General features: G+C 57.3%; 16 protein-coding genes. 15 read left to right on the forward strand and 1 reads right to left on the reverse strand.

Annotation, left to right across the window (positions count from 1 at the left end):
• Nucleotides 1–38 precede the first annotated feature (38 nt).
• Nucleotides 39–2,564 (reverse strand): hypothetical protein, encoded by a 2,526-nt coding sequence (locus G5533_RS03475; RefSeq protein WP_441254491.1) that lies wholly within the window; start codon nt 2,562–2,564, stop codon nt 39–41.
• Nucleotides 2,565–3,183: 619 nt separating this feature from the next.
• Between G5533_RS03475 and G5533_RS03480 the strand changes: the two genes are divergently transcribed.
• From G5533_RS03480 to tssM, 15 genes are all read left to right on the forward strand, one after another.
• Nucleotides 3,184–3,561 (forward strand): hypothetical protein, encoded by a 378-nt coding sequence (locus tag G5533_RS03480; RefSeq protein ID WP_033115842.1) that lies wholly within the window; start codon nt 3,184–3,186, stop codon nt 3,559–3,561.
• A gap of 979 nt (nt 3,562–4,540) precedes the next feature.
• Complete coding sequence (gene tssB, locus G5533_RS03485) at nt 4,541–5,044, forward strand: type VI secretion system contractile sheath small subunit (protein ID WP_421205362.1); 504 nt, start codon at nt 4,541–4,543, stop codon at nt 5,042–5,044.
• 37 nt (nt 5,045–5,081) lie between these two features.
• The gene (gene tssC, locus G5533_RS03490) at nt 5,082–6,563 is read left to right on the forward strand and encodes a type VI secretion system contractile sheath large subunit (RefSeq protein ID WP_441254492.1); all 1,482 of its coding nucleotides are present in this window, start codon (nt 5,082–5,084) and stop codon (nt 6,561–6,563) included.
• A 6-nt stretch (nt 6,564–6,569) separates the two neighbouring features.
• Nucleotides 6,570–7,001: a type VI secretion system baseplate subunit TssE gene (tssE, locus tag G5533_RS03495; protein ID WP_421208636.1), complete on the forward strand. Its 432-nt coding sequence runs from the start codon at nt 6,570–6,572 to the stop codon at nt 6,999–7,001.
• Between the two features lie 3 nt (nt 7,002–7,004).
• On the forward strand, nt 7,005–8,771 hold the full coding sequence (tssF, locus tag G5533_RS03500; protein WP_421208638.1) for a type VI secretion system baseplate subunit TssF: 1,767 nt from the start codon (nt 7,005–7,007) through the stop codon (nt 8,769–8,771).
• Nucleotides 8,735–9,733 (forward strand): type VI secretion system baseplate subunit TssG, encoded by a 999-nt coding sequence (tssG, locus tag G5533_RS03505; RefSeq protein ID WP_421352547.1) that lies wholly within the window; start codon nt 8,735–8,737, stop codon nt 9,731–9,733. The genes tssF and tssG overlap by 37 nt, the downstream gene beginning before the upstream one ends.
• Before the next feature lie 39 nt (nt 9,734–9,772).
• The gene (gene tagH / locus G5533_RS03510; protein WP_421221381.1) at nt 9,773–11,008 is read left to right on the forward strand and encodes a type VI secretion system-associated FHA domain protein TagH; all 1,236 of its coding nucleotides are present in this window, start codon (nt 9,773–9,775) and stop codon (nt 11,006–11,008) included.
• Nucleotides 11,008–11,523 carry a type VI secretion system lipoprotein TssJ gene (gene tssJ, locus G5533_RS03515; protein WP_421208642.1) on the forward strand — a complete coding sequence of 172 codons (516 nt, stop codon included), beginning with the start codon at nt 11,008–11,010 and terminating at the stop codon, nt 11,521–11,523. Before tagH ends, tssJ begins: the two co-directional genes overlap by 1 nt.
• 2 nt (nt 11,524–11,525) lie before the next feature.
• Nucleotides 11,526–12,860, forward strand: a complete 1,335-nt coding sequence (gene tssK / locus G5533_RS03520) for a type VI secretion system baseplate subunit TssK (RefSeq protein ID WP_441254493.1) — start codon at nt 11,526–11,528, stop codon at nt 12,858–12,860.
• A gap of 23 nt (nt 12,861–12,883) precedes the next feature.
• Complete coding sequence (icmH, locus tag G5533_RS03525; protein WP_019444943.1) at nt 12,884–13,663, forward strand: type IVB secretion system protein IcmH/DotU; 780 nt, start codon at nt 12,884–12,886, stop codon at nt 13,661–13,663.
• A 20-nt stretch (nt 13,664–13,683) separates the two neighbouring features.
• Nucleotides 13,684–16,326, forward strand: coding sequence for a type VI secretion system ATPase TssH (gene tssH / locus G5533_RS03530; protein WP_441254494.1), 2,643 nt, complete (start codon nt 13,684–13,686; stop codon nt 16,324–16,326).
• A gap of 611 nt (nt 16,327–16,937) precedes the next feature.
• On the forward strand, nt 16,938–17,867 hold the full coding sequence (locus G5533_RS03535) for a sigma-54 interaction domain-containing protein (protein ID WP_441254574.1): 930 nt from the start codon (nt 16,938–16,940) through the stop codon (nt 17,865–17,867).
• A complete protein-coding gene (vasI, locus tag G5533_RS03540; RefSeq protein WP_441254495.1) occupies nt 17,867–18,472 on the forward strand; it encodes a type VI secretion system-associated protein VasI in 606 nt (201 codons plus the stop codon). Before G5533_RS03535 ends, vasI begins: the two co-directional genes overlap by 1 nt.
• Nucleotides 18,473–18,480: 8 nt before the next feature.
• Nucleotides 18,481–19,908, forward strand: a complete 1,428-nt coding sequence (tssA, locus tag G5533_RS03545; protein WP_441254496.1) for a type VI secretion system protein TssA — start codon at nt 18,481–18,483, stop codon at nt 19,906–19,908.
• Between the two features lie 41 nt (nt 19,909–19,949).
• Nucleotides 19,950–23,447 carry a type VI secretion system membrane subunit TssM gene (gene tssM, locus G5533_RS03550; protein WP_441254497.1) on the forward strand — a complete coding sequence of 1,166 codons (3,498 nt, stop codon included), beginning with the start codon at nt 19,950–19,952 and terminating at the stop codon, nt 23,445–23,447.
• Nucleotides 23,448–23,488: the final 41 nt, after the last annotated feature.

Genomic DNA, 23,488 nt, shown 5'->3' on the forward strand with positions numbered 1-23,488 from the left:
TTTATAACATAGGCCGATTTAAATATTAAAGTGAATTATCACTCGCTATCAAAATCATCATCATCAAATGAGATATTATTTCTATTCGCCTCTAATAAAGCTGCTGGATTGTAATTTCGCTTGGCTGATGATCTGACTCGATTTAATTCTTTCCTGAAATCTTTCTTTCTCTCTTGCATTACGTCATTACACCATTGCACTGGCAGACCACGTTTTCTCGCTTCATTTACAAGAAGTTTTAACGACTCATGCATATGCTCATAAAAAACTCTACCTCGTTGAACTCTGAGTCTAATTTTTCTTAAAATATCTCGTTCAGCATCTATGTCATTACTTAAGTTTCGTAAGTTTTGCCATGTTTTAGTGTCAGATATATAAGTGTCAAACATTACGTTTTCAATAAATGTAAAATTGCATATTAACTCCCTAACTATATATCCACCCAATCGTGATGGAACAAAGCTAGAAGCAATCGTAGGTTCTCCATGATTAGCAGTAAATATAAATCTTTTCTTGCATAGATCAAACAACACTTGTTTGGTAAAACCATCCCCAATACCAATTTTTTTCATGCATTCAGATATTATAGAGCCATCTATTTGTCTGAAGTTACTCTCACTAGCGTAAGCAACTATGGCAGATAATAGATACAATCTTAATAATTGCATTTGATTAACTGAAAGGCGGGCGTCAAAAGGGTTTGCTATGGATGATGAATCTTCATTATATACCATGTGGGTGCCAAGCATAATAGCTCTAAAGGCCTCATGCTTCGGAAGTAAATATTTTCCAGTTCTCTGGTAAAGGTCTAGAGCCCTTCCCGGATTTGTATAACCACGCTCTAAAAACTCTCGGGTCATTCTCAAGGCCAGCCGCACATCTTCTGTTGCAAGCACTTCTATTCTATTTCCGATTTCAGTGCCAAGAACAGAACCTTGTAGTAAATCGACAATTTGTGATATGTCATCTAACTTTACTTTTGCACCATTTTCAGCAATGAACTCCCCTCTTTTTCCTTGTGATAAGTGCTTAACTAAAGCAAACCTTTTAGAAAGAACAGTGCTTATTCTCGGTGGGTCAATCTGCACTGTTTCGAAGTCAAAAGCATCAATTGCAGGGGAGTTTCTGTGTCTTGCAAATGTTGACTGACGTAGACATAAAACTAGGTTCAATGCTAAATGTCTTGCAATAGCAAGTGATTCAGTGAAAAGTTTAGATTGAGCATCGTCATTTTCTATTTGGTCAACGTTATCTATGATTAGAAAAAAAGGTGATAATTTAGTTGCATACTTTAGAATCTTATCTACATATGGAGTGACTTTTTGGTAATCACTCATTAGGGCTTCTGATATGAGATCATTCGCTTTATCATCAGATGCAAATGCTAAGGGGCCAGCTCTTAAAGCTTCAATCTCTGTTGCATATGCATCGCGAACAAAATTTCTATTCTTAAGCATGCTGTTGGAGTTTATATATTCCAATAGAGAGTTATATATAAATTCGCTAGCGGAAATATTACTGGGACTGCTTAAAAAATCTAAGTGTAACCAATGAGGTGGGCTTTTATCATTCGGATTGTCAAATATTTCGTTTATTCTGACTTTTCTCATGTAGTGCAGAAAAGTAGTCTTTCCTGCTCCAACTGTACCTAATAGTAGAATCGCGAGTGGTTTTGTTATGTTTGGCGCGCTTTGTTTTTTTCCATGTTTTTTAAATTTGTCAATGATTATTTGTGTATCAGTTTTTTTCATTGCACGAAGAACCGCACCACCAACTACAGGCTCTCTGCGAGTAACATTCATTCTTATTTTTCTATCAAACTTAAGTGTTTCTGGTGTGGCTACATAGCACCTCTCAAAGGAGTTACTATCTAATGATGTTATAGAGTCTGAAAAAGCAGCTTTTACTTCATTCTCAATTAATGGAAACATGGGGTTGTGACGAGTGCCTCTGGCATTAGTAGAGAAAAAATTCCCCAGCTTCCTATTTTCAATTTGATTTCCTACTCTCCCAAGAAGTATTGCCTCCAAACTCCCTGATATAACAGAGCTGCGGCTTAATAAGTCATAGAACTCTTGATAACTTTCATGTAGCGCATCTTGTAATGACCAAAATACTTGAGCTGTAGAGTCGTTAAATTTGACTTGGTCATGTCGCTGCGCTGGGAAAATTGCCCAAATAGCGCCGTTTGTTGCGACCGCATAATCTATTCCAAACTTTCTAGCATAATCTCTTGCTTGAATAATCGCGTGACCAAGTTCACTTTGCAGAAATTGGTTTGATAGTTTCACTCGCCTCTGCCCTGCAGTGGCTGTAAATGATGCACCAACTTTTTTGGCCTCTACAACAATAGCTGTATTTGCTGTCCTTAATATGTAATCGGAGTAGCTTGTATTTCCATCCTCTGTTACATGCTCCTCGGGAGAAATATCCTCATCAAGCCAACCAAGAATTTCGCGAAGAACTCTATCTATAACTTTGAGCCTAGTCGCTGACTCATTTGCATCACTTAGAGATAGTGTCTGGTATGCTTTGAGTATTTCCGCTGAGGTTGAGGCTGACATGTCATGTGTCCTATTTGATGACAATATAAAAATTTCTCGTATTTGATGGGGTATTATTTGGATGCAAAACTCACTAAGTTTAAGGCCAAATTATTACTCACAACTTATCGTTAAATTAAAACTGCATTTGTGAATCTATTTGCTGCTGATGAACATACGCTACCGCCCGTGGATTACAGCTTCCAATATGCTCCATGACCAACGAGAGTTGCGGCCCATCATAGCAATAGGCACCGGATGGCTATCATAAGCCTCGTCGATCTGGATGTGCCAGTCAGAAGATGACGTAACTATCGGAAAATTCATGTTTTATGCGCCAGCTCAAAAAATAGCAGCGGCACGATACAGGATTCCCATGGCCCTTGATTTTATTGGGGTTGGCGGGCGTGGCGGGAAAGTAGGAGGTAGGCTTGCCGCTGAGGAAGGATTGGCTGGGGACAATCCCGCTCCGGTAATCGGCGCTATAGTGCGGGCGATGGTTGCCCTGTGCCCGTCTCCCAAGCTGGCGAGGCGGGGGATCTGCGGCAACAATCAGCTGTTGCAATCACAGCCATTTGCAACACATCGTCATGCAAATATGACCATGCAAACACATCACCAGATAGAGAGGAGATCACCCATGAAGCGTACCATCCTGTTCGGCCTGCTCTGCGGCAGCGTGCTGCTGGCCAATCCGGTCTTTGCCAACGACACTGCCCAGTTGCAGTGTGAGGCGCAGGCCGCGGCCAAAAAGCTTAACGGCGCCGCCAAGACCAGCTTTGTCGGCAAGTGCGTGAAAGATGCCGCTGGCGCTGCGACCGGCGAATGCGAGAAGGCGGCCGCCGACAAGAAGCTGGCCGGAGCGGCCAAGAACAGCTTTATCCAGAAGTGCGTGAAGACGGGGGCGGCAGTGGATCCGGCAGCCAAATGCGAGAAGGCGGCGGCCGACAAGAAGCTGGCTGGCGCGGCCAAGAACAGCTTTGTCCAGAAGTGCGTGAAGGATAGCGCTGCCAAGTAAGGCATTTTCTCATCCGGTGTGTTTGCGGGGGCCATCAGGCCCCCGTGCTTTTTGGCGCACTGAACGACGCCTCTTGTGGAGTTATGTGCACTTCTCTATGTAGCAAAGAACGGGATCTGGTTGTGCCTCTCATTACGCCCATCTCCCCGGTGAGGGAGCCCTGCTCTGGTGGCTTGAGCGAACGGATCGGTTCTCTGGTCAAGGCTCATATTTATTCCCGGTGCCATACCATGCGCTTGGTGAATGATGGTGACATTCCTCTGCCTTTGCTCACCGGGGGCAGCGTCAAAACAGACGAGGGTGCTTGGGCTGATTTTCACAGCCAATCCAGCTTGACTCCAGCGTTAGCAGGGAGTGCTCACATTGACTGATGTCATCTGTGGTGACGGTGTTGTGGCTTGCTCTCAGATATATTAAATAAGGGATGTAACGCTAATTACTGTTTGTTAATAGCGTAATTTTTACTTATCTGTCTCTGCCATTTTTGGCCTCTTGTTTCATGTTAGATTATTCTGATTATGAGGCTGTAATTTCCGGTTACAATTTTGTTCAAGACCATGCCATCTACCAGGGTCACATACTCTTGATTCATATATGTCAGAATTTGTCGTATATGAATGTGCCGAGAACGATAATGTACCTGACAAGGCATCACTAAAGCTTATGGCGCTGAAAATCTTTATTGAAAATCGATATGTCATTGATTTTATTTGTTTTTTGTTTTGTTTTTGATGATGCGGAGTAACGCGTGTGCTTTACCTGTCTCAAAATAAATAAATATAGCCTTGAGAGGGGGGGGGCCGTGCGGGTCGTGCTGTGGCGGCTTATTGATATGTCGTCAAATATTAAAGTTATTACTCTGGATTATCCCTTTTTAATATCGGATTTGCTTCAACTGTAATTTATTACAGTTGTTGCTAGTACTATTGGCTATAAGCTCTGCCCTTCTTGATAAAACCTCAAAATCGGGTACTAGAGCATGGGAAAAGGAATTGATGGCGCTACTGTCGCGCCCAAAGAGCGTATAAATATCAAGTATGTACCGTCGACTGGTGGTCAACAGGGAGAAGTAGAACTTCCCCTGACCATGATGGTGGTCGGCAACATGAAAGGACGCACCGAAGATACCCCCATCGAGGAGCGTCAGACTGTCTCCATCGACAAGAATAATTTCTCATCTGTCATGAAAGAATCGGCATTGGAACTGAACTTCACCGTTCCAAATCGTCTGGAAGAGAACAGCCAGGACGAGCTGCCGGTGTCAATCAAAATCCAGTCTCTGGAAGATTTCACCCCTGACAACGTGGCCCAGCAAGTGCCCGAACTGCGCAAGCTGCTGGAGCTGCGTGAGGCGCTGGTTGCCCTGAAGGGGCCGCTCGGCAATATCCCTGCCTTCCGTAATCGTTTGCAGGATCTGCTGTCCAGTGATGAGGCTCGTGAGCAACTGCTCAAAGAGCTGGATTTGATCAAGCCAGTCGAGTGATCGGCGGGTTGTATTGACTGAACGAGAAGGAACAAACATGTCTTTGGTCGAAGAACAGGTTCAAGCGGGGGCGAATGCCGCCTCCTCGTCCTCTTTGCTGGACGAAATCATGGCACAAGCACGCATCACGCCGGTTGATGAGGGTTACAGCGTCGCCAAGCAGGGGGTCGCAGCCCTGATCGCCAACATTCTGGATAGCGGTACTGCCAGCAGTCCGGTCAACAAGGCACTGGTGGACAGCATGATTGTCGAGCTCGACAAGAAGCTCGGCAAGCAGATGGACGTCATCCTCCATGCCAAGCCGTTGCAGGAGATGGAGTCCTCCTGGCGCTCCCTGAAGTTGCTGGTGGATCGCACCGATTTTCGCGAAAACATCAAGATCCAGGTGCTGCACGCTACCAAGGAAGAGCTGCTGGAAGATTTCGAATTCTCACCCGAAATCACCCAGTCCGGTCTCTACAAGCATGTCTACTCCAGCGGTTATGGTCAGTTTGGTGGTCAGCCGGTGGGGGCCGTGATCGGTGATTACGCCTTCACCCACAGCGGACCCGATATCAAGCTGATGCAGTATGTCAGCGCCGTCGGCGCCATGGCTCATGCCCCCTTCATCTCTTCCGTTGCACCGACCTTTTTTGGTGTAGACAGCTTTACCGAGCTGCCCTCCATCAAGGATCTGAAATCGGTATTCGAAGGGCCGGCCTACACCAAGTGGCGCGCCTTGCGTGAATCGGAAGATGCCCGTTATCTGGGACTGACCGCACCGCGCTTCCTGGCCCGTCTGCCGTATGACCCGACCGAAAACCCCATCAAGGGCTTCAACTATCAGGAAGATATCAGCTCGGATCACAATCACTATCTGTGGGGCAACACCGCCTATCTGATGGGCACCTCCCTGACTGACAGTTTCGCCAAGTACCGCTGGTGCCCGAACATCATAGGTCCGCAGAGCGGTGGTGCGATCCATGATCTGCCGGTGCATGTCTATGAAGCCATGGGTCAGCTGCAGGCGAAGATCCCGACCGAGGTGCTGATCACTGACCGTCGTGAATACGAGCTGTCGGAAGAGGGTTTCATCACCCTGACCATGCGTAAAGACAGCGACAACGCCGCCTTCTTCTCCGCCAACTCGGTGCAAAAGCCCAAGGTGTTCCCGAACACCAAGGAAGGACGCGAGGCCGAAACCAACTACAAGCTGGGCACCCAGCTGCCCTACATGTTCATCATCAACCGACTGGCGCACTACATCAAAGTGCTGCAGCGCGAGCAGATCGGCTCCTGGAAGGAGCGTCAGGATCTGGAACGGGAGTTGAACAGCTGGATCCGGCAGTTTGTGGCCGATCAGGAGAATCCGCCGGCAGAGGTCCGCAGCCGTCGTCCGCTGCGCGCCGCCCAGATCAAGGTGCTAGATGTGGAAGGGGAGCCGGGCTGGTATCAGGTCGCCATGTCAGTGCGCCCGCACTTCAAGTACATGGGGGCGAGCTTCGAGCTCTCTCTGGTAGGTCGACTGGACAAGGAATAAGGCCCGATGCCGTATCTCTCTTCCTGGGATAGAGGAAATGCGGCCAGCCTGTTCGATCGCATACGGGGGGAGGGGCTGAGCCCTTCTCCCCGTTCGGAGGTTGAGGAGTTGGTTGATTCTGTCAAGCGGCAGCTCGAACAGATCCTCAACACCCGTCCCGGCAATTGCCGCAGTGCTCCCGAGCTTGGTGTCATCGATCTCAATGACGCCACTCAGGGCAGTGCGGATATCAAGGGGCGGATCCGCGAAGCGATCCGGCAATGCATCCGTCGTTATGAACCGCGGATTGTGCATGTGGATGTCCGTTCACCCGACTATCAGGCGAGTCCGCTCGAGATGTCGTTTCAGGTGACGGCCCACGTGAGGCTGGAGCATATCGAGCAAGTTACCTCGTTCAACGTCCAAATGGACAGTCACCGCCACTACCGCATGGTCTGATCAATGTCGCTGGAACATTACTTCAGGGATGAGTTGGCATTTTTGCGCCTGCAAGGGCGCGAATTTGCCGATAGCTATCCCGAACTCACCCGTTTTTTGTCGGAGCAGAATACCGACCCGGATGTGGAACGCCTGCTGGAAGGCTTTGCGTTTCTCACGGGCAACCTGCGCGCAAAAATTGAAGACGAGTTTCCCGAGCTGACCCACGGTCTGCTCAATATGCTCTGGCCAAACTACCTGCGTCCCGTCCCCAGCATGACTATCATGCAGTTTTCGGTTATTCCGGGGGCCATCGCCCAGCCCGCGCTGGTGAAGCAGGGCTGCCAACTCGACAGTCTGCCTATTGACGATGTGACCTGTCATTTTCAAACCTGCCACGATGCCTGGGTCTATCCGGCCGAGATGCGCGAGGTGACGGCGCAAAGTGGCAACGATCTCTCAACCATCTCGCTCGATATTGCCCTGCATGCCCCCTTGCTGCTCAGTGAGTTGCAGCTGGACAAGCTGCGCTTCTTCCTCGGTGGCGACAGCTACACCGCCTATGAGCTCTACTTCTGGCTCTCCAACCAGCTCTCCCATATCGAGCTCGAGATCGACGGCAAGCGCTTTCGTCAGGAGGCCAAGGCCCTCAAACCGGTCGGCTTCGAGCGCGACGATGCGCTGTTGCCCTATCCGAACAACGTCTATTCCGGCTACCGGATCCTGCAGGAGTATTTCTGCTTTCCGGAGAGCTTCCTCTTCTTCGAACTCTCCGGTGGCGAGTGGCCCAAACAGCCGCTGCCGGTGAGTGAATTCAAAATTCATTTCTGTTTCGACCGGCCCTTGCCGGCGGAACTCAAGATCCGTCCCGACTCCTTCATGCTCAACTGCGTGCCGGCCATCAACCTGTTCCAGCACGACAGCGAGCCGGTCAATCTCAACGGCCGTCAGGCGGAATACCCGCTCAAGGCGAGCTATCGCTATGCCGACAGTTTCGAAATTTTCTCGGTGGATCAGGTTGAAGGTTGGGTCGAGGGCAATCTGGGGCGCTCTCGGGGCACGCCGCGCATCTATCAGCCATTCGAAAGTTTTCAGCACCAGATAGAGCGGGCCAAGCAGCGGCTGGCACTCTACTACCGGGTGCGGGTCAGGGAGTCGGTGAGTGGTGATGGTTTCGAGCACAGCCTCTCGTTTGTGCGGGGCGATGAAACCACCACGGTCGACCTCGATGAATCCATCTCGGTGACGCTTACCTGTACCAACCGCTCCCGCGCCGCCCGCCTCAAGGTCGGCAGCATCTGCGTGCCGACCGGCAGCTCGCCGTCGTTTGCCACCTTCCGCAACCTGATCCGGCCGACCCGGCCGCTGCGCCCGGCACTGGATGGCAGCCTGCACTGGACCCTGATTTCCAACCTGTCGCTCAACTATGTCTCTCTGCTGCGCCGCGATGCCCTGGTGCAGGTGCTGCGTACCTACGACTTTCCCGCTTTGCACGACAAGCAAGCAGAGCAGGCGTCGCGCAAGCGGCTGGCGGGGATCGAGGAGATCGAGACCAAGCCGGTGGACAGACTGGTGCGCGGCATGCCGGTGCGGGGGCTCAAGTCGGTGCTCTCCATCCGCCAGTCCGCCTTTGGCAGCGAAGGGGAGCTCTATCTCTTCAGCACCGTGCTGGCCCACTTCTTCTCGCTCTATGCCAGCGTCAACGCTTTCCACCTGCTTGAGGTGGTCAATCTCGATAACAAGGAGCGCTATCAGTGGCCAGTCCAGATCGGTCAGCACTCCCTGATGTGAGCGCCGCCAACGAGGCGCCCCGTTTTAATTTCTTCCAGCTGGTCGAGCTGCTCAACCGGCTCGATGGCGCCGATCAGGAGCGTGGTCTCGACCACCTGCCAAGTGACGAGAATATTCGTTTCAAGGCGACCGCATCGCTGGGGTTTCCCACCAGTGACGTGCTGCAGATTGGCCGCGACGAGAAGGGGCGCCACGAGCTGGAAGTGGCCTTTCTGGGTCTGCACGGCAGCCAGTCGCCGATGCCGGGGTATTACCTCGACTCATTGGCGTGGGAGTACGCCCAGGGTGAGCAGAAGCTCGGCCTGTTTCTGGATTTCTTCCACCACCGTCTGCTGACCCTGCTGCACCGGATCTGGCGCAAGTATCGCTACCACGTCCGTTTTCAGGACGACGGTGAGGATGGGTTCTCCCGCCTGATGTTTGCGCTGGTGGGGCTTGGCAACGACGCCGTCTGCCAGAGCCTGCCGGTCAACCGCGCCAAGATGCTCTCCTATGCGGGCATGCTGGCCAGCCCCAGCCGCTCGCCCGAGGTGGTCGCCGGTCTGGTGGCCCACTGCTTCGATCTGGCGGATGTAGAGGTGAGCGCCTGGCAGTGGCGCAATGTGCCGATCCATCCGGAGCAGCAAAACCGCCTGGGCGGTGCTTGCGCCACTCTGGGGAATGACTTCGTCATCGGTGACAAGGTCAATGATTGTGCCGGCAAGTTTTTATTGAAAATCAATGATCTGAGTTTTAGCCAGTTTCTCGGATTTCTCCCGAACGGGGAGCATTTCCACGCCTTGGTGACCTTTGTCTCCTTCATCTTGCGCGATCAGCTGGCCTGGGATCTGCGGCTTGGCTTCGGTCAGGAGCAGGCCAAGGGGCTGAGATTGGGGGAGGAGCAGAGTGCCCGTCTGGGGTGGAGTACCTTTCTCGGCCAACCGCCGAGTGACCCGTTCGTGACGATCTGTGTACAGGAATAAGCACAGAAATTCAGTGTAGGAATACGTGCAGGAGTGAATGTGGACGACTTTAACCAGCAACTATCTCTGGTGGTGCTTAACAGCGAGCAGCTCGACGGCAGCCAGCAGGTGCAATATCGCTTCGACGAGATGGGAGGCACCCTGGGCTCCTCCGAACAGGATGACTGGCAACTGCGAGACAGGTTGGGGGCGGTGATGCCGGCCCATGCCCGGGTCGAGCTCAATGACGGTCGTTTCTGCCTGTGCGATCTCAGCGGCCAGACCTACATCAATGGTGCTACCTCGCCCATCGGGCGGGCTCGCAAGGTGCATCTGGAGCAGGGAGACGAGCTGGTGGTCGGCCCGTTCCGGCTGCGCGCCTATCTCGGTGCCATTTCCCCCGAGCAGAGCCTGCAGCAGGTGCTGGGCAACCGTCCAACCGAACAGCTTGACGAGTGGCTGGCCAGCGATCCCCACCACACCCAGACCCTGGATGATCCTCGGGCCCTGGCAGTCGATCCCCTGCTGGCATTGCAGCAGGAGCGTGCGGCTCCTGGCCCGCTGATGGATACCCAGCCGCAGGCTCAACCGCATTTTCAACCGGATATGGACACCGTATCCCTCGCTCCATTTTCTGCCGTCGAGAACACCATGAACCAAGAATTTCTGGATATGCCCGCCATCGAGAACCACCCCGACTTCCAGCCGCTGGAGGGCGTTGATCACGTCGCCCTGACCCCGCTGATGCGCGGGCTGGGTCAGCCGTTGCAGTTGCAGGACACCCGACAGGCCCACGACATGCTCGAAGAGATGGGCAAGACAGTGCGGGCCATGGTGGAGGGGTTGCTGCAACTGCAAAGCGATCAGGCGGCGCTGGCAGACAAGCACCTGCGCCCCATCGAGGACAACCCTCTGCGCCTTGGCCTCGATTATGACGAGACCCTGGCGGTGCTGTTTGCCGAGCAGAAGAGCCCGGTGCACCTGAGCGCACCGGCCGCGGTGGCCGAGAGCCTGCACAACGTGCGCATCCACCACGTGGCAAACCAGCAGGCCATCAGTGCGGCGCTCGACAGCATCCTGCAGGCCTTCTCACCGGAAGCCTTGCTCGGCCGTTTCGAGCAATACCGCCGCAGCGGCGCGCCGGGTATGGCTGATGAGGGGTGGGCCTGGAACATGTATCAGCACTACTACCGTGAGCTCACCTCTGCCCGTCAGCAGGGGTTCGACAAGCTGTTCCATCAGGTCTACGCCCAGGCCTATGACCAGGCCGTGCGTCAGCAACAGGGACTGATTTGATGATACGTGCACTGTGGTTTGGGGCCTGTCTGCTGGCCCTGGCCGGTTGTACCACCATGGGCAAGATGGCCGATGTGGTCATGAACCCGGATGTCCAGGTGGGGAGCAACGATGACCAGCCCTCCACCCTGGGGCTCAGCCTGCTGGCGGAGCCTGACGTCAACCCCAACGAGAGCGGGGAGGCGGCACCCATCGAGTTTCAGGTGGTGCTGCTGGCGGAAGATTCCAGGCTGCTCGCCACCGACTACGACCAGGTGACGGCAGATGTAGAGAAGGCCCTTGGCAAGAACTACCTGGATCATCAGGACTACACCCTGCTGCCCGGCCAGTTCAAATACCTGCCCCCCGTCAAGCTTGACGAGAAGACCCGTTACATCGGCGTGATTGCACGGTACGCCGATCCGGACAGCGCCGAGTGGCGCAAGGTCATCAAGGTCAAGAGCAAGGGAACGGCCTATCAAATCCTGGTGCACCTGCGCCTGGATGAAGTGGAACTACAAAAAGAAGAAGAATAATCATGTCGAGTCGAAATCGGGTTATCTGGCGTGAAGGGCTCTTTATCAAGCCCCAGCACTTCCAGCAACAACAGAGACATTCAGATTACGCGCTGCACGCGCGTTTGAGCGCGCTGTCCGACTATTTCTACGGGTTGCAGTCGCTTGCCATCAACGAGGATTACCTCGGCTTTGGCCGCATCGCGTTGGTGGGGGCCACCGGTATCCTGCCGGACGGCACCGTCTTCAACATCCCGAACGATGATGTGCTGCCGACCCCGCTGGAGATCACCGAGGCCTCGGTGGCCAACCAGAAGGTCTATCTGGCGCTGCCGCTCTCGGTGAGCGGGGTCAACGAGGTCAATCAGGGCGGTCAGGTAGCAACCCGGCTGCAGGCTCATCGCCACGATGTGCGGGATCTGCACAGCGAAGGGGGCGACGTGGTCTCCCTCGAAGTGGGGCGGGTCAGCCTGCGCCTGATGCTGGAGCGGGAAGATCGTAGCGCCTATGCCTCGCTCGCCATCGCCCGCATTCTGGACAAGCGCCCGGATGGCGGTCTGGTGCTGGATCCCAACTTCATGCCTTGCAGCATCAGTGTCTCTGCCATTCCGACCCTCAAGCGCTTCCTCGGCGAATCGGCTGGCCTCGTGGCCGAGCGGGCTCGCAGCCTCTCCCAGCGCATCGCTGCGCCAGGACAGCAGGGGGTGGCCGATGTGGCCGAGTTCATGATGCTGCAACTGCTCAACCGGGCTCAGCCCCAGCTCTCCCATCTGGCGCGTCTTGGCACCCTGCACCCCGAGCGGTTGCACGAAGCGCTGGTGCAGCTCTGTGGCGAGTTGATGACCTTTACCGACGAGTCCCGTCTGCCCCCCGAGTTCCCCGCCTATCGTCATGACGATCAGCAGGTGAGCTTCGAGCCGGTGATGTTGGCCCTGCGTCAGGCGCTCAGTACCGTGCTGTCGCCACGTGCCGTCTCCATCCAGCTGCGCAAGCACCAGTACGGCGTCATGGTGGCCATGGTCAACGAGAGCGAGCTGATTGCCAGCGCCGACTTCGTGCTGGCGGTGCGTGCCCGCATGCCGCAGGAGCAGCTGCGCAAACAGTTGCTGCAGCAGACCAAGGTGGCGTCGAGCGACAAGATCCGCGAACTCATCAGCCTGCAGCTGCCAGGTATCCCGCTGTTGCCGCTGCCGGTGGCGCCGCGCCAGTTGCCCTATCACGCCGGTTACAGCTACTTCCAGCTCGACCGTCAGAGCCCTGCCTGGCAGATGCTGGCGGTCAGCAATACGCTCGCCTTCCACATTGCAGGCGATTTCCCCGAGCTCGACATGCAGCTCTGGGCCATCCGTAGCCAGTGATCGCATCAAGGAAACAAGCAGAGATGACCACGGACATTATCAACAACGAGCAACTGAGCGACCTGCTGTTCGATCACGCCGAGCAGCTGGACATGGATTCGGACTACTGGTTCCGCCTGCGTGGCCAGAGCATCAACCCGATGATCGATGCGGTGACCCCGCTATTGGGGCTGGTACAGCGGGTGCGTCTGTTGTCGCGCTACGACCGGGTGCCCGAGCTTTATCAGCGGGTGGTGACCGAGATCCAGGCCATCGAGCAGGAGTTGATGGCGCAGGGTTACGAGAATGGCGTCGTCCTCTCGTTTCGCTACATCCTCTGTACTTTCATCGATGAGGCGGTGATGGGGCGCGACTGGGGCAGCCAGAGCGAATGGTCCCAACACTCACTGCTGGCCCGGTTTCACAACGAGACCTGGGGGGGCGAGAAGGTATTCGTGCTGTTGTCGCGTCTGCAGGAAGATCCGGTGCGCTATCGCGACATCCTGGAGTTCATCTATCTCTGCCTCTGCCTCGGTTTTGAGGGGCGCTACAAGGTGATGAGCCAGGGCCGTGACGAGTTTGAACGGATCGTCAAGCAACTGCACAAGCAGCTGTCACTCGAACGTGGCGGTGAGGCACCCAGCGTGTTTCATCTCGACCTCGGTCAGCAGGCGTCCCGCTACCAGCTGCGCAAGCAAGTCTCCCTGCGCACCCTGTTTATGGGCGGCGCGCTGATCCTGGCCATCATCTTTGGCCTCTATCACCACCAACTCAATAACCAGACCCAGGACGTACTGCGTCAACTGGGCGAATTATTAAAATAAATACTTAAGGAGAGCACGCCTTGATTCGTATAGAGCTACCGGTACTGGTGGAAAGACTCAACCCCATCTGCCGTCACATGCTGGAGGAGGCAGCGGCCCTCTGTGTCAATCATCAGGGCGCCGAGATCCGCATCGAGCACCTGCTGCTGAAGATGCTGGAGACCCCCCTCAGCGATGTGCGCCAGATCCTCAAGCGGGCCGAAGTTGAGGTTGAAGAGTTAAAGAGCCTGCTGCAACCCTCGGCGGCCGATAACGGTTATGGTCAGGGTTATCCCTCCTTCTCGCCGCTATTGGTGGAGTGGCTGCAAGACAGCTGGCTGCTCGCCTCTGCCGAGCTGCAACATGGCCAACTGCGCAGCGGCGTCATGCTGCTGGTGCTGCTGATGACTCCCCTGCGTTACCTGCCGGGCTCGGTGACCCGTTTGCTTGCCAACATCAATCGCGAGCTGCTGCGCCAGCAGTTCGACGAGTGGGTGAAAGAGTCTGCCGAGACCCAAGTGACCGTTTCTGCCAACGGCACTTCGACTCAGGCCGCGCTGCCCGCCGATGCCAGCCTGCTGGCCCGCTTTACTGTCAACGTCACCGAACAGGCCCGTCAGGGAACCCTGGATCCGGTGCTCTGCCGGGATCACGAGATCGATCTGATGATCGACATTCTCTCCCGTCGCCGCAAAAACAACCCCATCGTGGTGGGGGAGGCCGGCGTCGGTAAAAGCGCCCTGATCGAGGGGCTGGCGCTGCGCATCGTGGCGGGTCAGGTACCCGAAAAGCTGCGCGGGGTCGAACTGATGACCCTGGATCTCGGCGCCATGCAGGCGGGCGCCTCGGTCAAGGGGGAGTTCGAGAAGCGTTTCAAGGGGGTGATGCAGGAGGTCAAGGATGCCGTGCGACCTGTCATCCTCTTTATCGATGAGGCTCACACCCTGATTGGTGCCGGCAACCAGGCGGGCGGCATGGATGTCTCCAACCTCATCAAGCCCGCGCTGGCCCGGGGCGAGCTGCGCACCATCGCTGCCACCACCTGGAGCGAATACAAGAAGTACGTTGAAAAAGATGCCGCCCTGTCGCGCCGCTTCCAGCTGGTGAAAGTGGGTGAACCCAATGCAGGTGAAGCCACCGTGATCCTGCGCGGCCTGCGCAGCATCTACGAGAAGGCCCATGGGGTGCTGATTGACGAGGAGGCGCTGCAAGCTGCCGCTCAGCTCTCCGCCCGCTACATCTCCGGCCGTCAGCTGCCGGACAAGGCGATCGACGTACTCGATACCGCCTGTGCCCGGGTGGCCATCAACCTGACCACGCCGCCACGCGCGGTCAGTCACCTGCAAAACGAACTGCGCCAGCGCGAGCTGGAGATCCGTCAGCTGGAGCGCCAGAGTCTGATCGGTCTGGGTGACAACGATGAGCGACTCACAGAACTGAAAGCAGCCCAGCAGACCTGCCGTGACACTCTGCGTGAGCAGGAAGCACAGTGGCAGCAACAGCAGGGATTGGTGCATCAGATTGTCGAGCTGCGTGCCGCCCTGCTGGCCGATCAGCAGGATGAGATGCTGGCCAGAGAAGCGCTGGATCTCGCCGATGCGCCGCTCGATCCGCAAGCGGCTGCCGAGCAGCTGGCAGGGCTCGAGCGCGAGCTGGCCGAGTTGCAACAGGGTGAGGTACTGGTCTCTGCCCATGTCGACAAGACCCAGATCGCAGCGGTGATCGCCGAGTGGACCGGGGTGCCGCTTAATTGCATCTCCCAAGGGGAGCTCGATGTGGTGACTCGTCTGCCGGAGTACCTTGGCGAGCTCATCAAGGGGCAGGATGTGGCGGTAGCCCATCTGCACAAGCACCTGCTGACCGCCCGCGCCGATTTGCGTCGTCCAGGCCGTCCGCTGGGGGCCTTCCTGCTGGTGGGGCCAAGCGGGGTCGGCAAGACCGAAACCGTGTTGCAGATTGCCGAACTGATGTTTGGTGGTCGCCAGTATCTCACCACCATCAACATGTCCGAGTATCAGGAGAAGCACACCGTCTCCCGTCTGATCGGTTCGCCTCCCGGCTATGTCGGCTTTGGTGAGGGTGGCGTGCTGACCGAAGCCATTCGCCAGAAACCCTACTCGGTGGTGCTGCTGGATGAGGTGGAAAAAGCCCATCCTGACGTGCTCAACCTCTTCTATCAGGCGTTCGACAAGGGCGAGCTGGCCGATGGGGAAGGGCGGATCATCGACTGCAAAAACGTGGTCTTCTTCCTCACCTCCAACCTCGGTTTCCAGACCATCGTCGATCATGCCGAGCAGACTGATGACCTGCTGGATGCACTCTATCCGGAGCTGGCTGCCTTCTTCAAACCGGCCCTGCTGGCGCGGATGGAGGTGATCCCCTACCTGCCGCTGGGTCACGACACCCTGGTGCAGATCGTCGGTGGCAAACTCAACCGGCTGGTCAAGCTGCTCAAGGAGCGTTTCGGTGCCGAGGTGGTGCTGGAGAGCGAGGTGGCCGAGGAGATCCTGTTGCGAGCGAACCGCAGCGAGAACGGCGCGCGGATGCTGGAGTCCGTCATTGATGGGGCCCTGTTGCCGCCGGTTTCCCTGCAACTGTTGCAGCGCCTCTCGGCCGGTGAGCCCATCAACCGGGTGCGCTTCTCGGTGGCCGATCACCATTTTGTGGCCGAGGTGGAGGGCTGACCATGGAGCAAGCCCTCGCATTCGCCCTCGCGCTCACCTCGCAACGGGATGAACAACATCTCTGCCACTGGTGGAGCTCGACCCTCCATGCCAGCTTCCAGCCCAAAGGACTGCTGCTTGGCATGCTGGATGTGAGCGGCCGCCAGCTGGAGTGCAAAGGGTGGGTCAAGGGGCAGGAGGTTGCGCTGGCGCTGGCGGTGGATGATTTCTCTCATCCACTCGCCTATGTGCTGCACAAAGCGCAATCCCGCACCTGGGATTCCCTCCATGGCGGTGCCCGCATTGAGCACGCCGGTTTTCGCTCACTGCTGGCCAACCTTGGCCAGCAGTGCGGCCTGCACGCCTTTCCGCTCAATGATGGCAACGGCAAGCCGTTTGCCGTGCTGGCGATGATGGACAGTGGCGATGTGTTGCAGGAGTGGGCGGTTCGCCCCGAGCTGGCCAGTCTGGCCCAGGTCTTTTGCAACCAGCTCACCCTGATCCGCGATCTGGGACGTAGCCGCCGGGATCAGAGCGTGCTGCGCGACTCCCTGCGTCAGATCAAGGGGGAGGGGGAACGTCAGCGCCAGCACGAGAAGTTGCTGGGGGATCAGCTGGTTGGCCAGTCGGCGGTGATCCGCGGCCTGCGCGAGCAGATCGCCCAGGCGGGCCAGCACAAGCTGACCGTGCTCATTCAGGGGGAGACCGGCAGTGGCAAGGAGGTGGTCGCCCGCTTGGTGCATCAGTGCTCCGAGCGTGCCGCCAAGCCGTTCGTCGCCATCAACTGCGCCGCCATCCCAGAGAATCTCATTGAGAGCGAGCTGTTCGGTTATCAGAAAGGGGCCTTCTCCGGCGCCCTCTCCAACAAAACCGGGCTGGTGGCGCAGGCCAATGGTGGCACCCTGTTTCTCGACGAAGTGGGCGATATGCCCGCCGCCATGCAGGCCAAGCTGCTACGGGTGCTGGAAACCCGCAGCTACCGGCCGCTTGGGGCAGAGCAGGAGTATCACTCCGATTTTCGCCTCATCGCGGCCACTCATCAGCCGCTGACCCGCCATGTGGAGGAGGGGCGGTTCCGTGCCGACCTCTACCACCGTCTCTGCCAGTGTCTGCTGCTGATCGCCCCCTTGCGCGAACATATCGAGGATGTGCCGCTGCTCTGCCAACACTTCATGGCCCAGTTTGCCGCGCAGGATGACAAGGGACTGGCTGGTTTGCAGCGTAAGTTCCTCAAACAACTGCAAAGTTACGACTTCCCCGGCAATGTGCGCGAGCTGCGCAATCTGCTGGAGGTGGCCTGTGCTCACACCCGTCATGGTGAAGAGGTGGGGCTTGGCGCCTTGCCGCCGGAGCTGCGGGATCGGGTCTGTGCCGAGTTGCCCGATGTGCTGGATGATTACAACCATATCCGCGATCTGCGCCGGGCCATGCAGCAGTACGAGGCATCGGTGATTGAAGCGCGCCTGCGCTACTTTCAGGGCAATCGCATGCTGGTGGCCGAGAGCCTCAATATTCCCAAGCGTACCCTGGATCACAAGTGCCAGAAACTGGAGGTGAACTGATGAGCATCATGGGTTTGTTGCCCCTGCTGCTGGCGACCGGCAATGCGGTGCCTCCCCTTGATATGGCGGCGTGGCAAGCGTGTCGTCGCGAGCCATCCCCTCTGATCCGGCTCGCCTGCTATGACGCCCTTGGCAATGAGGCGACGCAATCAGGCAACAAGGAGAGCACCAAGTCTCCGGCCTGGCTGGCGATAGCGGAGCAGGAGTTGGCCCGAGTGCCGGATAGCTCACCCTTCCTGTTGCGACAGGATGAGGAGAGTGGCACGGCGGTATTGACCCGTCCGGCCCTGCGCGGTGCCACCCTGGCGATCGGTTGTGTCAACAGCATCACCCATATTCGCTTGCGGCTGGATGCGCCGTGGCGCGGGGAGAGTGTCGAAGTCGCGCTGGATGGACAAGCAACTCGCAGCAGTCAGAGCTGGTTTATCCGGGATCAGGGATGGCTGCTCGAATATGGCCGCGGTCTGCCCGCCATCGAGGAGCTCAAGCGCTGGCAGGGCCATCGCGAGCTGCAGGTGCGGGCCGACAACGGCTCCCTTCTGCGGGTCGATTTGAGCGGCCTGAAAGAGGCGCTGGCACCGCTGCGTCAGCAGTGCCGATGGTAGGGGGGAAGATGAGCTATCAACACCCTTGGTGTGCACGCCTGCTCACCAGCCTGCCGGATGAACAGATCAGAGGCGCCGTGCTGGCCGACGAGCCGCGCTGGGACTATGTGGAGACCGAGCTGGTCAAGCTGGGCTCCCTCGCTCACAGCCAGGTCGATCTCAATGCGGTGGCCGAGGCCTGCCTCGGCTTGCTGGAGAGCCGCACCAAGGATATGCGGGTGCTGGCACAGCTGTTGCGCTGCCTGCAGCACCCCGCCAAGGCGACCCCGATGGGGGCTGCGCTGAGCTTGCTGGAAGCCTGGATCAAGGCTTACTGGCTGTTGGCCTGGCCCGGGAATGCGACCCAGAAGCAGCGATTGATGGTGCAGATCATCAAGCGCTTCGAGGGGGCCCTGCCGAGGGTGAGCGAAAGCGCCTCGGCGGCGGAACTGGCGCAGTTGCTGGCGCAGGCAGAACAGCTGGAGGCCGTCTGGCTGGCCGAGTGCCCTGACAAGGGGGTACTTCTGGATCCTCTGGTGATGGGGTTGAAGCGGGCTCAGCGACAGCAGGTTGCCCAGGCCCAGGCTGATTCCGCTGGCCAACCGTCGAACAGCTCTGTCTCGGCCTCCGCCAGCGCAAGCAGCATGGCGAGCGCTATGGTGCTCAGTGGCAGCAGCAAGGGCTCCGGGGTCGAGATTGATAGCTCCAACGATCGGGCATGGCGACAGACCCAGCTCAAGGTGGCGGAGCTGCTGATTGAGCGCCAGCCAGAGGTGGCTATCGGCTATCGGCTGCGTCGTCACGCCATCTGGGCCGGTATCACGACACCTCCCATGACTGCGCAGGGCAACAAGACCCAGCTTGCGCCCATGTCGGCTGATATGGTGGATGAGTATCGTGCAGCCATGGGCACGCCAGATCTGGCGCTCTGGCAGCGCATCGAGCAGAGCCTGACGCTGGCCCCTTACTGGTTCGAGGGGCACAGGCTCTCGGCCGAGGTGGCCCAGAAGCTGGGATATGGCGCGGTGGCGCAGGCGATCATGGCGGAGCTGGATGCGTTTTTGCAGCGCCTGCCAGCGCTGCGGGATCTCACCTTCAGCGATGGTTCCCCGTTTCTCTCCCCCGAGTGCAGCCGCTGGTTGCAGCCTGCCAAGAGCAGTGGGGGCGGCAGCGGACAGGCCGAGCTGGCCGAGGAGGTTGCCTTGCGTCATGGGGAGCAGGGGATTGCCGCCGCGCTCGCCCTGCTTGATGAGCGGATGGCACAGATGAAAGAGCCAAGAGCCCGCTTCCATGCCTTGCTGGTGCAAGCGGAGTTGTTGGAGCAGGAAGGCATGGAGGCGCTTGCGCGCCAGCAATATCAACACTTGTGGCAAGAGGCAGATCGCCTCGGGTTGTCGCAGTGGGAGCCCGGGTTGGTCAGCCGCCTGGCCCCCTATGTCACCCATTTGCCGAAATAAGTGCCGAAATGAGTCATTGAGTCGGAGTTGGATCACATTTTATGTTCAAAACCATCTTTACCTTTCTGCGGCAACAGCTGCCGAAACTGAAACCCTCCTGGCCCCTGCTCGGTGTGGTGCTGTGGGTTGTCGCCCTGATCCTGGTGTGGTGGCTGGGGCCTCACATCGAGATCCGTGATGCCAAGCCATTCGAGCCCTTGTGGGGGCGGGTGGTGTTTACCCTGCTCTGGCTCTGGTTGCTGCTGGGGGTACTCTCCTGGCGGGTATGGCGAAAAATGAAGCAGCTCAAGGCCGAGCGCCAGCATGAGGTGCTGCTGGAACAAGATCCGGTCAAAGGGCTCATCGACAAACAGGCGCAGTTCCTCAATCGTTGGTTGCAAGCCTTGAATGAACACCTTGGCAAGGGGGCGCTCTACGCCATGCCCTGGTATCTGGTGCTGGGTCTGCCCGGCAGCGGCAAGAGCAGCCTGATCCACCGTGCCAATCCGGCCAACAAGCTCAATCCCAGACTCGATACCGAACTGCGGGACGTGGCGCAAGGCCAGCTGGTCGATTGCTGGCTGGGGGAGCAAGCCGTGATGCTGGATCCGGCCGGCGCGCTGTTGTCACAAGCCGAGCCCGAGCTGGATCCGCAAGCTCGCAAGCATGAGCGGCTCTGGTTGCATCTGCTGAACTGGCTCAACGAGCACCGTCGTCGTCAGCCCCTTAATGGTCTGGTACTGACCGTTGATTTGGCGTGGTTGTCTGCGGCCAGCGTGGCCGAGCGCAAGGCGTATGCCCAGCTGATGCGTGCCCGGTTGCAAGAGGTATCGGCCACCATGAATACCCGGCTGCCGCTCTATGTCACCTTCACCAAACTCGACATGCTGCGCGGCTTTGATGTGGTCTATGAACAGCTGGATAAAGAGGCCCGTGACGCCGTGCTGGGGGTGACCTTCAACCCCGGCAGCAGTCAGGGCAAATCCTGGCAGCAGGATCTGGCGCTGTTCTGGGATCAGTGGGTCGACAATCTCAACCGCAATCTGCCCGAGATGATGCTGGCCCGGCTCGATGCCGCCCAGCGCAACGCCCTCTTCTCGTTTGTCCGTCAATTGGCGGGTCTCAAGGATTATGTGACCAGCCTGCTCGATGAAACCCTGACCATTGAAGAGAGCAAACCACTGCTGGTGCGCGGCGTCTATATCAGCTCCGTTTATCAGCAAGGTGTCCCGTTCGATGCCTTTGCTCAGGCCGCTTCCCGGCGTTACAGCTTGCCCGAGCCGATTCACTCCGCCCTGCGCGGGGAGTCCAACACCTATTTTGTGCGCAAGTTGTTCTCTTCGATCATCTTCCCCGAGGCCCATCTGGCCGGAGAAAACCGGCTGCATACCCTCTATCGTCGTCGCCGGATGGCCATTGGCCTGAGTTGCCTGTCGCTCTTCTCGGCGGCCCTGATCGGTGGCTGGCACTACTTCTACCGGGTCAACGAGGAGGCGGGGCGCAATGTACTGACCAAGGCGCAAGCGTTCACCGAGACCAACGAGGTCGCTGATGAACATGCCTTCGGTGTCAGCCAGTTGCCACGTCTCAACCTTATTCGCGAGGCAACCCTCTCTTTTGGCAACTACCGCGAACGGATGCCGCTGGTGGCAGACCTTGGTCTCTATCAGGGGGATGAGATTGGCCCCTATGTGGAAGGCTCCTATCTGCAACTGCTAGGGCTGCGTTTCCTGCCTGCCCAGATGCAGGGACTGCTGGAGGATCTGAACCGGGCACCGGCTGGCAGCGAGGAGAAGCTCTCCATCCTGCGGGTGATGCGGATGCTCGATGATGCCTCCGGTCGCAACAAGGAGCTAGTGGAGCAGTACATGGCCAGCCGCTGGCAGAAAGCGTTTCCGGGGCAGGGGGCGGTGCAGGAGCAGTTGATGGGGCATCTTGACTATGCCCTTGATCACACCGACTGGCACGCTGCTCGCGCCGCTCGGGATCAGGCTGCCATCACGGCATTTGTGCCGTTCAAGGAGTCGGTGTATGGCGCCCAGCGTGAACTGGGCAAATTGCCCATGTATCAGCGGGTCTATCAGAATCTGGTGGTGAAGGCGGGTGATGTGTTGCCGCCGGATCTCAATGTCCGTGACGAGGTGGGTCCCACCTTCGACACCGTGTTTGCCCTGCGCAACGAGAGCGCTGGTCAGGTGCCGCGTTTGCTGACCTGGCCCGGGTTCAGTGACTTCTTCCTCAAGCAGGACAAGGCGCTGATCGATCTCACCGCCATGGATGCCTGGGTGCTGGGCCAGCGCAAGCTGAGCCAGTTGAGCGAGGCGGATCGCAAGGAGATCACCCGTCAGGTCAACGATCGCTATGTCACCGATTACGTCAACCAGTGGCAAAAATTGCTGACCAATCTGGATGTGCAGACCCTTGTCAGTCCCGAGCAGGCGCTTGATGTGCTCTCGGCCATCACCGGCAACGACCAGCCATTCCAGCGGGTGCTCGCCGCGTTGGATGACAACACCCGTATTCGCAAGATCTCCGATGCGGAAGGAGATCCGGCGCAGGCGATCACTGCCCGGATCGGTCGCCCCTTTATGGTCACCAATGGCGTCTTGACTGGCCGTGGGGAACAGGGGCCGCTCATTTCGGAAGTGAATCAGAAGCTGATTGAGCTGCAGCACTATATGGAGCTGATCGTCAATGCCACCGAGCCGGGACAGTCAGCCCTCAAGGCGGTGCAACTGCGTTTGACCAACAAGTACGCCGATCCGGTCTTTGCATTGCAGCAATATGCTCGTGGTCTGCCCGAGCCACTCAATCGCTGGGTGGGTCAACTGGCGGATCAGAGTTCGCAACTGGTGATTGATCTGGCTATGTCATCCCTCAATCAGGAGTGGCAGGCAAAGGTGCTGGCACCGTTCAACAGCCAGCTGGCGGATCGCTATCCGTTCAACCCGGGCTCTGCCAAGGATGTGCCGCTCTCCGAGATGGAGCGCTTCTTTGCCCCCGGTGGCACCCTGGACAGCTTCTATCAGGTCAACCTGAAACCCATGGTGGAGGGGGGCTTGATGGAGGGAGAACTGAGTTCACCCATTCAGGCCGAGCTGATCAAACAGCTGGATCGCGCTGCGCGGATCCGCCAGATCTTCTTCAGCCAGCAGGGCAATCTGGAGGTGCAATTTGCCCTCGAGCCCATCGAACTTACCGCCAACAAGCGGCGTAGTGTGCTCAACCTTGATGGCCAGTTGCTGGAGTATGCCCACGGCCGTCGCAACAAGATCCCGCTGGTGTGGCCAAACACCATGCGCGACGGGGCCGAGAGCAAGATCACCCTGGTACCGGCTGCTCGTGAACGTTCGCCGCGCAGCGAAGGCTTTGTCGGACCCTGGGCCATGTTCCGCCTGATGGGCAAGGGAGAGCTGACCCGGGTCAACGACGCCACCTTTGATGTGCGCTTCCCGGTGGATCAGGGTGCCATGACCTATCGGGTCTATACCGACAGTGCCCAGAACCCCTTCACCGGCGGCCTGTTCAGCCAGTTCAGATTGCCTGAATCCCTCTATTGATCATGCAGGGGGAGCATACGAGCCCCTCTCATCTTGGAAGC

The sequence above is a fragment of the Aeromonas sp. A600620 genome, from assembly GCF_029479985.1.
Lineage (GTDB): Bacteria > Pseudomonadota > Gammaproteobacteria > Enterobacterales > Aeromonadaceae > Aeromonas > Aeromonas veronii_A.